Genomic DNA, 14,136 nt, shown 5'->3' with positions numbered 1-14,136 from the left:
CGTTAAAGTTAGCGACTAAATTCTATTTTTAGTTGCTACTATTTTCGGGGAAGCTTTCAATTATACTCTGCCAATTGACAGCCTTCTATTACCTGAAACTTTATAAGCAAAAAATGGGAAGGCCAGCTCATCTGCCACATTATTCACCCAAATCTTTCAGGTGAACTTATGCAATGAGCTGGTCTAACTCGTAGGTATCTACAGATCAGGTTGCGGTATGCGGTTTATTGCCAGTTCTTTACCCGAATAAAGTAGGGACGGTATCGATCTGCACTGCCCGGCGTGTTAAAATTGTCAGCAAAATTTGTGGCGTTAACGCAATAAGAAATCATCAAATCGCCGTTTTTCGACAGTTCAGGATGCACTAAAGCATTGTAGGTGAAAACTTTGCCAGTACTGTGTTCAGCAGGAACCGTGTAAAGGAGTCGTTTGTTTGTCCATGGTCCAACCGGGCTGCTCGATTCTGATAGAAATAACCGGCGGCCAAAAATGATTTCCTGCGTGAATAAATAGTATTTACTACCGTTCCGAAACACGCTGAACTGATCTGACGCATCTTTATAGATTGAGAAGGGGCTAGGCTGGCTTCCCCACTGGCTGCCATTCCAATACTGCCAAACCGCTGTCAGGTCACCTTTTGGAGCGCGAGCTACTACAACATCCGTTGTGAGGGTGCCGTGCTTAATACCATAAAGATAGGTGTAACCATCAGCGGCTTCGCAGAGGGCTCCTCCGTATCCCAATTCCCCTAAGTATTTGTTAGCAATAATTTTTTCGATGGCTCCCGTAGACGAGCAGATGGCAATATCGACCGAAGCATTCTTGAAATCCCAGGAACCAGACCCGGTTTTTTGAATATGACTCAGCACAACCTGAAGTTTACGGTCGTAGACAGTTGCATCCAAGGGCCAGTACCAGTCATTCCCGGCTTGCTGCTTGGCATGAATAAAGCACGCTTGGCCTGCGTTAGTAGTATTAGCACCTTGGTTCATGGTCTTGAATCCGTCGAATGTTTCGCCAGTCTGAACCATTACCGAATTGCGAACCATAACGTTTTGATTGGGTAAGCGAGTGCGATCCGGTTTTACAAGGCCCAGGAATGTATCGCCGAACGTCCACACGATCCTTCCATCAGGAAGAAGAATTGAGTAAACGCCATCACCTCCGTTCCAGGCTGCGTAGCGTGTGAAAAAATTATTGTACTGCGCATCAACTTGGGCTACAGGTGCTAAAGCCGTCAGACGTGCACCGGAAGTAGTGTCCTGAATGAATGATGAGGAAAGCTCAGGTTGACAGGAAGAGGAGCCTACAAGCAATAGAACGATTAATAGATAAACAGAATTTTTCATGGAATTAAGGTTTAGTGAATATTCTTTGTTTCGCGAATATAGAGAAATATTAGTCAGTAATACTCAATGAAATACTTAGTAATTAATGAGTAATTCTTAATAAATTATTGACAATGATTTTAAATGATCAAATGATTATGGACATCTTTATTTTAAATTATCAAGTTTAAAACGGTGTTATCAATTCATTGTCAATCCCAAGTTAATTACTGATATGTCTTCAGGTTTGCTTATATTGTAGTATAGATAAATGACATAACTTTATTGTTTACAAAAAAAGATTTAGTTGCATATAGTTTAGTTAGTAAGTGGTTTTAATCAAGCTTATTATTTTAAGAATTATAAAGAACGCGATTTGACAATACTTACTACACACTAGGTGAATATACGAATACTTGATACAGAAATTGGACAGTTACTAAAATACCAGTAGTGGTTGTTACACTTCCATACTTTATAAATAATGTGCGTGATGCTTGCGAAGGCGGGATTTGCAAGGTCATTAATCAACTCATGAGGGTATAGTTCTTTAGGTAATATTCTGCTAGGATCAGAAAACCACACATAAAACTACTAATACAAAAGGAATGAGAACGTCAAGTTGCTAATAATTAGGCTGTTGACTGAAAGTATATGATGGAATAAATCATATATTTGGCATGTGGCATCAACTGGTATCCTCAATGGAGGTATGGGTAGAGTCGGTTTTCGGACCACCAATTAATCCAAGAAATTCTACTCAGCAAAACATGGATCAGTAGCGAAAACCCCAAAAACTAACAAATAAATCAAGTTCTATTGTCTGATTATTGTTGGCATAGTATTTGAAATAAGCCAATATATGACTTCATAATTGTGTTGTATTGCCTAAATTCTAAATTATCAACCCAATGGTTAGTCTTACAATTCTTAATGTGTTGGCTGAGCTTTTAAAATTTATTGCATCATGAAAAGTTTTTACAAAAAGAGAAACACAATTTCTGGGATTTTTGTCGGCAAGAAATTTTTGCTATCACTTTTTTTAATAAGCATTCTTTTCAACAGAATGCTGGTCTTGGGCCAAAGTGATACATATAAAAAAGTTTCATTTGAATTTTCGTTGTCTACCGGCGCTACGACGAGTGCGGGTGTTTTTGCAAAGGATGGCACATTAATAAGAACATTGTGGAGCGGTAAAACGTATCCTGCCGGAAAGCATAAGCAAACCTGGGATCGAATTGATGACGAAGGAAAACAAGTTCAGGATGGTGATTTTGACATTCGGGTCTTATCCAATAACGTTTCTTACACTTGGGAAGGAACTATCGGAAATTCGTCAACAAATATGACCGGGGAGAAAAAGCACCGTTGGTCGGATCGGGTTTTTGACATGCGCGTTGTAGGCGATTACGCCTATTTCGTCACGGGATATGCAGAAGGACAGCCCTCGCAGCGCAAATTCAATTTGAAAACGCCCGGAGTTATGGAAGAAATCTGGACGAATCCGAACGATATAAAAGGATCTGGTTTAATGTCCCACACTCTATGCAACGATGCTGAAAATATTTATTGGGGGGGCTTTGATACAGGTACTGGTAACAGTTGTATATGGGCAACTTCTATTAAAACCGGTCAGGAAGTCATATTCTCCGGCGGTAGTGCCTTTACCGCTGCTCATGGAAGAAAATATGCAAGTGTAATTAATTCAGTTGTTGGTACATCCGATGCCTTTATTCTTGGAGTTGCCGCTTCGAGCAAATACATTTTCGTAGCTAGACCCGGCGGTAATAGTATTCATGTCTTAAATAAGACGACCGGCGCGTTGGTCAGGAAGTTGACTTACGGAATACCAAAGAAATTATTCGTAGACAGTGCTGATAAATTATGGATGGTACAAAACAAAAGTGTTACCAAGCACACTATAAACGCAGATGGAACGCTATCAGCCCCTATTTTAACACTATCAGACTTATCTGATCCCTTATCAGTCCAAGTTTCTCCTGACAATAATACGGTGATCATTGGGGATGGTGGCACGAACCATGTCTACAGAGGGTTTTCTAATTCTACGGGCAAGATTTTATGGACGGTAGGCAAACCGGGGGGCTATTCGAATTCACCAGAAGTTACCTCTGACAAATTTATGTTTCGGACGGGTAAAAACTGGAAGGTTAGCTCAGAGCGGGACAATTTTGATAATACATTTGGGTCTATCTTGCCAGATGGTTCAATGTGGCTGGGTGATATGGGCAACCAGCGGATGATCCATTTTGCCGCCGACCGAACAACAGTACTGGCGGAGGTCATGAACTTGGGCTTTCATTATGAAGTTGCCGTAGATCGAAGCAATCCCAGCCGTGTATTTGCCAATTACCTTGAATTTGAAGTCGATTACAGTAAATCTCTACAGCCTGGAAGTGGTGGATGGAAGTTAAAGCGAAACTGGGCCTGGAATGTCATCGGAACTAAAGATGATCAGTATTATCGAACCCGAAATATAGTGACGCTCAGCAATGGAAGAACGTACAACTTAATCCGGTATACCAATACGGCTTATGAAATTGTCGAGTATGCTGCAACGGGTTTACGGTATACGGGCGTTACGTTCCCATTGAGCAATGAGAATTTCAGCTTGTTTAGCGATGGAACGTTGTGGAGTATTTCAAATGGTGGTGTAGGACAAACGGTTCAATACAAACGCAGACCGCTGATCGGTTTTGACAGCAAAAACAGTCCAATATTCGGGACCGCTGTCGTCGTAGAAAAAACACCTACGATTACTCCTGATGACCCGGTTGGGCACGCCATGAATGGTTGGAATTGCAACCAGTATACCGCAAATAATGTATTGGTATCCTTTGCCACCGAAACCGGGAAAGAAATTGCTGGCTACACCCGTGGGGCAGGTTATCACCTGGGTGGCCTCAAAAATGGCAAGTGGTTATGGCGTACCTCCAAATCCACTACCCGGAACTATATGGGATCATTTCCATCGGACGGCACGTATGATATTGGTAACACCGTCGTTTATGCTGGCAATATGGTCACTACAGTGGATCGTAACATCTTTTGGGGATACAACGGTGAGTTCTGGAAACAGTCACAAACCAATAAATATAACCATTATTACGACAACGGTCTTTTTGTTGGCCAATTTGGTGTAGCAGGTCCAGATACGTATGATGTTAAAGGATATCCCGGTTATGCCGGCAACTCGATTGTCTGGAACATCGTTAAAGTAGGCAGTGACTATTACGTATATCACGCGGACGAAGGACAACATGGCGGAATCCACCGTTGGAAAATCAGCAACCTTAATACCGTTCAGGAACAGGTTTTGGCTATCAACAGTGCCAACACATCAACTGGGCGCGGATTAACGGCCGAATATTTTGATGGTTCTGATTTAAATAACCTCAAAGTGAGGACAACAAAAGTTGATCAGAGCATAGATTTTGATTGGAAAACCGCTATACCCTCCGGCACTGCCCTATCTTCCTCTTCCAATTTTTCAATACGTTGGGAGGGCTACGTTCAGCCTAATTTTTCGGAGAACTATACCTTTTATCTGGATTCTTACGACGGCGCCCGTTTGTGGATTGACGGTAAATTGATGATTGATAATTGGGGTAACAATAAATACAATACCTACAACCGTGCCGTTAGCCTCGAAGCCGGAAAACGCTACACGATTCGTCTGGAATATACCAATGCTAACACGAACAGTGGGATATCCCTATCTTGGTCGAGTGCCCGTCAAGCGAAACAAAAAGTATCGAATGCCAATCTCTTTCCTGCTAATTCAACACCAAGAACAGGAACCTTTAATTTGATGGAGGGTCTGCGTTTTAACAGTACACTGGAAAATGGCTTATATGGTTGGAGTAGAACGCCCGCCAGTGATTATAACAAAGGGTATTCCGATTACTGGCAGGTGACTACGAACGTTCAAACGATTGATCGTGCCAATCCGGATATTTTTATTGCTTTTAAACCAGGCTCCAGTGGATTAACTTCAACGGTTTCCCGTGACTTAGGATCATTGGATAATCTGTCCGAATGGTCGCTGACCGGACAGATCGTATGGACTAAAGATGACATGGATCCTGCCACATCACCCGATAAAGGTGTCGTGGAGATTCTAGACAATGACGATAATGTTATTGCCCGGATTAATAGGACTTTTGATCCCTATCCCAACGCTTTTTTGTACGGAAACGACAAAATACTGAGGCAGAAACACAAAGATGAACTGAGTAAAGAAACAACTTCTTTACAACCGTTTTCGGTTTCCGTGAAAAATGGTAAGGTGACCTTTCAATATGGAACATCTTCCTCCGTCACGACGAATGCATTGAATTCATCCAGTAAATGGCAACAACCTAAAACGCTGAGAATATTATATTATAGCAAGACTAACAGGGAACACGTAATGGGTTTGGCAGATTTGACGTTTACTTATAAGGCGGGGAAAAACTCGGGGCGGGTAGCCGTTAATAGTGAGGAGGCAAATGTAGATGTAGAGGTTTACCCTAACCCTGCGCAGGATGAAATATCGGTTAGTTATTATGCCAAAAGAGCTGAAAAAGTGACCTTACAACTGGTGAACAGCACAGGACAATCGGTTATTGTAAAAGATCATCAAGCCGTACAGGGTAAAAATACATTTCGTATGCCCGTTCGGCACCTTCATAATGGGTTTTACCAAATCAGCCTGATTCAAGATAACCGGCGTATCACGCAAAAGGTAATTATTTCGAACTAAGCCAGTAAAAATAGAAGGCTTCCCGATTTCGGGAAGCCTTCTATTTTTACTGATGAATAAACAGGTAAAGCCATGCTATTTCCAATGGATGACTTTTTAATAAATACTCTCAGCATCCAATAATGTTTTCCTATTAATTTGTTGCTGTTTTTCTTCTAATTCCCTGATCTTAAGATAGGTTTGCATAAAATACGACATCTTAAGTGTTGCGAATGCAAACCCTCTGGTCCCATCTCGAAATCCGCCCATAAAAACAAAACTCCCTATAAAGTAAGCTGGGCCTAGGAAAGGTGTACGCATGAGTCGGTATTTTAGTTTTTGCATCCACGACCATCCTTCAATTTTGTTTTGATCACTGGCAAGTTTCAAAAATCGGGCTGCTTCCCAGCTGGAATATTCGTTGTGTTTGGTCACATAATACGAAACACCTCTCATGTCCTGATGGTCAATTTTGCTCCGTATGGTTCCAATCCTGCCTTCGATTATAGGATGCTCATGAATTTCCATATCAAAATTACTCCACTGGTCTTCATCAATCTTTTCATATTCACCCTTCCCGACCTGAAATAGTGCCAGTTTACGGAGAAAGTACCCCCCTTTATTCAGCTTTCCCAGAAAGTAAATGCTATATCGAAGCCAATAAGCAACATAATTATCGGAGCTCTGTAAGGCTCTTCGAAGTTCATCCTTAAATCCATCTGTCAGAAACTCATCAGCATCCAGAAACATGACCCACTTTGTTGTTGGTGTGTGATTCCGCAGATACCAATTCCGCTTCTTAGGAAATCTCCCGTCCCATACAAAATCAATTACAGTCGCACCAAATGATTTTGAAATTGCAACAGTTTGGTCGGTACTATTAGAGTCAAGAACTACAACTTGATGCACTAAATCAGTACCAATTGCAGTAAGACATTTGGAAAGATTTTGCTCTTCATTTCGAACAGGAATAACAATTGTTAAATCAAGCTGCATAGTTTAATAATATTTTTTTACACCTCTAATTAGTGATATCTCAGTTAAAATTATAAATGTTCTTATAGTGAAAAGTAAATAACTTTAAAATTTTCCAAATTCCATGAAATTATTGAACAAAATCGAGCGACTATTGTAAAAAGAATGGCTGATTTTGATTATTTGTATAAAGTTACATCGGCATTTTAATTTTAGCCACTATCAGGCGATTTTACACGACAATATTTACCGTACTATACTATAATGCAATTCTGTCTCAATATAAGTAGTTGCATTGACCTACCGCTTTTTAGGCATTTAAAGATCCAGACTAAATTGGAATAGGCTTTTTTGGCGGTTTTCTTGTACAGTGTGGAAATGGTTAGGAACCTAGCGACTACTGAGTCGCATACAATAATTTCAAAACAAAAAAGTGGCTTCAAAATCATATGCTAATATACATTTTCTTATATTATTCTGAATTTCAGCTCTTTTATTACATAAATTTCAATTTTTTTGAGTTTGAGTGGATTGCCAAAATGTTTCTAGATAATTTTCTAGTATGATAAAATTTGACAATTACCCGGTTTTCCTTGTGCTAAAACAGTTTCAAGGAAAATCTCAACATGAAAAATATTAGGTACGTTTGTGAGTATTTGCGGTATTAGCTTATGATTTCTCGTGCATAAATAGTAGAGCGTGTAATTCCGCGTCCTGAAGAATCAAATTAACTTTTTTCCAGACGCCTGCTTTCATCCACCTCTTAAATCGGCGATAGATTGAGTTCCAAGATCCAAATCGTTCAGGTAAGTCGCGCCATGGCATGTGCCTATGGGCAATCCATAGAATTGCATTGATAAAGAGACGATTATCTTGGGCCGTGCGCCCTGCGTCACCTAATTTACCGGGTAGAATAAATGCAATTTGTTGCCAATGGAAATCGGAAATTTCGACACGTCGCATGTAATAAGTATTAAAATTTGAGTATAAGATAACAAACATAGCTAAAATCGTTTCTACAACGTATAAGGACTATCGTATGATTGTCCACAGCCACGTTTCTTCAATTCTAAAATTTAATAATCCTATCTTTGTCTGAAAAATGATAAAAATTATTTTGAAAGTTGCCTTTTTAGTGAATAAAGGAATATTCTCCTTTTTGTTGACTTTTTTATATGTCTGACAAATATTTACGCCGTAACAGTAAAGTTACTAATTATTCACTATCGTAGAGTTACTAGATAAATTATCCCTTAATTTATCACATGGCGAGAGTCCATATTGATTTTTTTTTATAAGTTTGCTCAAAAGGGTAAGTATTTTTCTTAGAATAATGCTCTCTTTTAATACAATATTAATGAAAAATGGTAAGGCTCTTTATACTTTTTATTTAAGAATGATTTAGAGTAAATAAATACTATCAAAGATTTAGTGATCGAATTAAGATTTTTTGAAGTTAGTTTTAAATGATTAATATAAGAATATAAAATCAATCAGAATTGATATATATTTTCATTTCTGTAAATATATAAGCGTGTAATGTTTGTTAGTGAAATTTAAACAAATTCTGTTTTAAATTAATGAGAATATTATAAAATGATGTTTTTGAAATTTCCCTGATTATTTATTCTCTCATATTTGTCGATAGCTTTTGTTTTAACACTAAAAAGAAAAATAAAACAGAATAGGCTCGCTGATTTAGAATTTCATAAATAACTGGCGTTGTTGCCAAATTAAAAATATATTTTTCTCACAAAAATATTACAATTTGATCCTTTAAAAATTAGTTTTAATACCGCTCTATATAAATAGAACAAACCTCTTTAATAATCAAAACAACAACTATTTGGCTCTTAATTTTATTAATTATGCTTAGTCTTGATACCAATCTTCAAACGCTATATGTAGACAATGATAGAGTACGGCGACGTGATATTGCTTATAAAAATTTTGGAAAAAGAATTTTTGACATTTGTTTTTCTGTATTGGTTTTGATGCTGGTCCTTTCTTGGATGATTCCCCTAATTGGATTATTAATACTATTCGGTTCTCGGGGGCCGGTTTTATTTATTCAAAAACGCACCGGTTATCTAGGCAAAGAATTTAATTGCCTCAAATTCAGAACAATGGTTTATAATCCAACGGAAGATTTCAAGCAAGTAACGAAAAATGACGCCCGTGTTACGGCAATTGGCCGGTTTTTGCGTAAAACCAATCTTGATGAAATGCCTCAGTTCCTAAATGTGTTGATAGGTGATATGAGTATTGTAGGGCCTCGCCCTCATGCTCTGTCCCACAGCGCCCAATATTGGAATACGATGCCTGATTACCGGAAACGGTACCGGATTAAACCGGGCATTACTGGGCTGGCACAAGTCAATGGTTGCCGGGGAGAAACTGACAAACTGGTTAAAATGAGACATCGGGTGAGGTATGATCGCTTTTATAACCGTAAGAAATCATTGCAGTTAGACGTATGGATTTGTTGGTTGACAATTGCTTCAATGGTTAAAGGAAAAACTCAGGGTAATTGATAAATTAAGGTCAATCTTTAACTTTAAACAAATGATTAAAAAATACAAACTAATCTGAAGATTAAGTTTGTGAAAATTGTTTAGATGCCGACTGCTAACGCTAATCTTGATATAAAGAAAAAGGGATAGCTAATAAGAGTACTGTTGCCATTGTGAATCTGCATCAAAGAGCTGTCAATTGCCATATAATGATGGGTCAACTTAATTTCTATCTACTTGGCCAAAGCGTTTAAAGAGCCAAGGTCATTCTATCTGGTGTTGCTCCTTCTACCGGTAAATCAAATTCTCATTTAGGTAAGACACAAAAAAAGTTTTAATTATTTGCTGAAATCTGTATTATAAGTAAAAATCAAGAAATCAACATTTAATGATATACGTAAAAATCTGTTGGAGTCGATTGCAGACACTGACAGATGACTCGTAGGAAATTGATAATGAGGTATTATTATATATATGTGAGTGTAAGAATACAATACATAGCTCAATGGTCAATGTTACAGCTTTTTTAGTGAAGTCACAGATATTAAAATTTAATTTCCATTTTAGGGTAATTATTAATCTACACCTTCATCATAAATTTGATACCTTATTATGTTATGGATAAATAGTATAAACTTTTAAATAAAGGGATAGTAAACATATCGAAAAATATTAAATTTAGAGTATGCTAATCGTTGTAAATCGTTTAAGGCAGTAAAAGCAACACTAGCTATTACTAGTTTTTTTAAGCTGACTTGGAGCGATGTATTTGTAAGCTCACCGAATCTGTTATTACAAATCAGAAATTTATGAAGAAAAAGATACTATTAATTGGATATAATTATTATCCGGAATACACTGGAATTGGGAAATATAGCGGGGAAATGATTTATTGGTTAGCAAAGAATGGCTATGAGTGTACTGTTATTACCGGTTATCCGTATTACCCTCACTGGAAAGTGAATACGGAGTATAATAGAAAAAGATTCTGGTATACAAAAGAAAGCCATGAATTTGCTTCAGGAGGCAGGATAAAAGTCCATCGCTGCCCTATGTATATTCCTAGTGCGCCTTCTGGATTTAAAAGAATGTTATTGGACTTCTCTTTTCTGTTCACAGCGAGTTTCAAACTAATCCAATTGTGTTTTGGTAAAAAAATAGATTTGGTTGTAACTATTTGCCCTTCGTTTTTAACCGGATTGCTTGGCATTTTTTACAAGAAAACTAGAGGAGCAAAGGCTATGTACCATGTCCAAGATCTGCAAATTGAAGCGGCCAGAGATCTGAACATGATTAAATTTAAAGGCATAATTTCTCTTTTGTTTAAAATCGAAGGATTTATTCTCAATAATGTTGATTATGTAACAACGATTGGGAAAGGTATGGCTCAAAAAATGCAGGATAAAATAGAAAAGGACATTTTCTTATTGGTCAATTCTGTTGATACTGCTTTACTATATCCAATTGGTGATAATATAAGAATTAAGGACGAATTTGGCTATCGGAACAGTGATAAAATTATTTTGTACTCTGGGGCTATTGGTGAAAAACAAGGTTTAGAATCGATTCTATATGCCGCCAATACATTAAGAGATAATTCAAATTTGAAATTCGTTATATGTGGTTCTGGTCCTTACAAAGAAAGCCTAGTGAAGCTATCATCAGATTTAAAATTAACTAACGTTTCTTTTTTACCCTTACAGCCTTTAGAAAAGCTTAACCAATTTCTAAATATAGCAGATGTCCATTTAGTTGTTCAGAAGTCAAGTGCTTCGGACTTGGTTATGCCCTCAAAACTTAGTTCTATTTTAGCCGTAGGTGGACTGGCAATTGTCACCGCTAAATCTGGAACAGATTTACACTCAATCGTAAATAAAAACAGCATTGGTCTGCTTATTGAATCAGAGAGCCAGGATGCTATGGTTAACGGCATATTGAATGCCATTGAAAGGGATAATCAGCGCATTCGAGAAAATGCGCGGTTATATGCTTTAAATCACCTTTCGATAAATAGTGTAATGAGTCGTTTTGAAACATTCGTTGCGTAGTATTAAATTTGGAATGTGTTAATCCTGCAACAGGAATTAATCTTAAAATGTTTGTATCACCAATTATAACTTGTTCTAATTTCTGTTATAGCTTCGCGCGGCAGTAGGTTAGCTATCCGGAAATTAATTGTCTAATGCGACGAGGATAAACTGTGATAAGTTAATAACGTGTATGATCGTCCGGTTTTAATGGATTTACGCGGGTTCAAGCTGAAGCTGTTTGTTTATTGCATTATTGGCCTGACCCGAAATTAAAAGATAAGAAACCTCCTTTAATAAACATATCATCGGTAATCATCTCGAAAAAGCGAATTTATTTGACAGATTGGAATTTTTCGATTATCAGTGATGGAATCGCATGGTTTAGTCAGAATTTTTAGAAGCTGCTATAAGGTAAATTGGTTTCCTTGAAAGAGAGAAGGACATTCTCTACAAATACTTTTATCTGCAAAATTGTTACTAAAAGATTCTATTAATCGGCCAGCTTTGCTTTTACTTCCTGAAATTTGATATAAATTTTAATAGTAAAAATCTAATATATTAGTATTTAACTAGCTACATTTAATGTGTATTTAATTAAAAGCTTTCTGATTTTACTGACATTGCGTAGTCATAGGTAGTATATTTAATTTCAGAAAGCTTTGTATGGAATGGTATCTGCTCCTTCATAAAGCTTTCTCAGATAAGTTGTTGCAACTTTAGAATACTTTGTCCACCAATTTCAAATACAGGCAGTCAAACAAGCCCAGATTTGATATCTAAATAGAGCTTACATTCTTATGAAATCAACTATACTAATTCTATTGGTTCTAGTCGTATCTTTCCCCGGTTTGGCCCAGACCACCTGGACCGGTGCCACCTCTACCGACTGGAATACAGCGACTAATTGGAATACCAAAGTGGTGCCCATTGCTACCAGTGATGTAATTATTCCCAAGGTGACCAACGGACCCAGTATCGGAGCTGGAGTCACAGCTCTGACCAGATCATTAGAGGTGCAAATAGGAGCCTCGCTCACCATCAACTCTACTGGTAATCTGACCGTCCATGGATCCAGAAACATTGCTGGTTTTACCACGTCTTTTTCCAACAAGGGAACGGTCAACAACAACGGGCAAGTAGTTATCGGTAGTGCAACTGCAGCGGCAGGTGGATATGGGATTCGGAATCAGGGGGTTTTTAATAATAAATCCGGGGGCGTTATCCAGATTGACCGTTCCACTCTTGCTGGCTTGTTTAACGGTTTTTTTGCCACTTTCACTAACAACGCCAGTCTGGTGATTGGTGCTACGGCTACAGTGGGGGAACACGGTATTTGGAATGAAGGTAACTTCTTTAACAATCAGGGAAGCGCTATCCAGATTGACCGATCATCCAAAGCGGGACTATACAATGGATTTGTTGCCTCCTTCACCAACAACGGCGGCTTGGTAATTGGTGCTATGGCCAGTGTTGGAGAATATGGACTTTTCAATAATGCTACCTTACTCAATAAGGCACAAATCCAGATCGATCGATCAACATTAACTGGTTTGAGTAATGAAGTAAACACATTAGGTTTATCATTGGAACCTTCATTTAATGGAGGTAATATTGTGATCGGGTCATCAGCCTCTACAGGAGATTACGGTTTTTTTAACCGTGCTCCTTTCTTCAACAATGGTTGCGCTATTCTGACTTTATTTGCTCCCCTCAATAATAATAATTCTTTTATTAATGAAGGGCTCTTTCGGCTTAATACCGCTTTGACGCATACAAATTCGGGGCTGACTAATAATGGTATTCTTGAATACACCCAAGCGAATTTTATACCCAATGTAACGAATAACGATTTGCTTGTGGCACCCATTACGACCACCTGCAATTTGACCGCTGCACCTGCTCTACAAATAGGAGGAAGCAATCGCTTTATTGTGGGGGACACTTGGTATCAAGAACCTGCTTTGACTACAGTTGCCGGCACCTACAGTCCTAACAGCTTTACAGCCACTTCACTAGGGGCTGGCAGCACTTATCCAATATCATTTACGATCTCGGATCCTTCCAAGGGCTGTGTTCGTACGGTAACTGTTCCCATTACCGTCAGTACCTCGTCTCAAACCGTCAGCTTAACCGCCAGCGAGCCACAAAGTTGTACTCTCGTGACATTAACTGCCACGTCAGGCTTTAGTAGCTATAGATACAGCACCGGTGCAGTTCAGCCTGATGGAATAACCTCTAACACGGCTACGGTAAGTACACCGGGCATTTATTCGGTGACAGCAACTGATGGAAACGGTTGCAGTACCACGGCCAGTTTGACCGTCGAGAGCAGCCCCTTACCTATATTGAGCTTAACGGCCAGCGGTCCGCTAAGCACATCGTCCGGTGCCAATGTAATATTGACTGCTACATCAGGTTTTACCAGCTATAGTTTTAGTTCGGGCGCTACCCAGCCCAATGGGCCAACTTCCAATACAGCTACCGTCAGCAGTGCGGGGACGTATTCAGTGACGGCCACCAGTGAAGGGGGCTGCACGGCCAGCACC

The 14,136-nt window shown here is 38.7% G+C and carries 5 protein-coding genes and 2 pseudogenes; 4 read left to right on the top strand and 3 right to left on the bottom strand.

Annotated elements, in window-relative coordinates; translation table 11 throughout:
• Window positions 1-224 precede the first annotated feature (224 nt).
• The gene (locus tag ACYVHX_RS06800) at window positions 225-1,349 is read right to left on the bottom strand and encodes a DUF5005 domain-containing protein (RefSeq protein WP_460670878.1); all 1,125 of its coding nucleotides are present in this window, start codon (window positions 1,347-1,349) and stop codon (window positions 225-227) included.
• A gap of 946 nt (window positions 1,350-2,295) precedes the next feature.
• Here ACYVHX_RS06800 and ACYVHX_RS06795 point away from each other — a divergent pair.
• Window positions 2,296-6,093: a PA14 domain-containing protein gene (locus tag ACYVHX_RS06795; protein WP_460670877.1), complete on the top strand. Its 3,798-nt coding sequence runs from the start codon at window positions 2,296-2,298 to the stop codon at window positions 6,091-6,093.
• Between the two features lie 96 nt (window positions 6,094-6,189).
• On the opposite strand, the gene ACYVHX_RS06790 is transcribed toward ACYVHX_RS06795, so the two are convergent.
• Both ACYVHX_RS06790 and ACYVHX_RS06785 read right to left on the bottom strand, forming a co-directional pair.
• The gene (locus ACYVHX_RS06790) at window positions 6,190-7,068 is read right to left on the bottom strand and encodes a glycosyltransferase family 2 protein (RefSeq protein ID WP_460670876.1); all 879 of its coding nucleotides are present in this window, start codon (window positions 7,066-7,068) and stop codon (window positions 6,190-6,192) included.
• 708 nt (window positions 7,069-7,776) lie between these two features.
• Window positions 7,777-8,010, bottom strand: a pseudogene (locus tag ACYVHX_RS06785) (transposase); the annotation flags it as partial.
• A 905-nt stretch (window positions 8,011-8,915) separates the two neighbouring features.
• Here ACYVHX_RS06785 and ACYVHX_RS06780 point away from each other — a divergent pair.
• The 3 genes and pseudogenes from ACYVHX_RS06780 to ACYVHX_RS06770 all read left to right on the top strand — a co-directional run.
• The gene (locus ACYVHX_RS06780) at window positions 8,916-9,581 is read left to right on the top strand and encodes a sugar transferase (protein WP_460670875.1); all 666 of its coding nucleotides are present in this window, start codon (window positions 8,916-8,918) and stop codon (window positions 9,579-9,581) included.
• Between the two features lie 788 nt (window positions 9,582-10,369).
• Window positions 10,370-11,608, top strand: coding sequence for a WcaI family glycosyltransferase (locus ACYVHX_RS06775; RefSeq protein WP_460670874.1), 1,239 nt, complete (start codon window positions 10,370-10,372; stop codon window positions 11,606-11,608).
• Window positions 11,609-12,387: 779 nt separating this feature from the next.
• Window positions 12,388-14,136: pseudogene (locus ACYVHX_RS06770) on the top strand (hypothetical protein); the annotation flags it as partial.

The sequence above is a fragment of the Larkinella ripae genome (assembly GCF_054780775.1).
The sequence above is the reverse complement of the archived record's forward strand: the minus strand, read 5'-3'. Positions and strand labels throughout refer to the sequence as shown.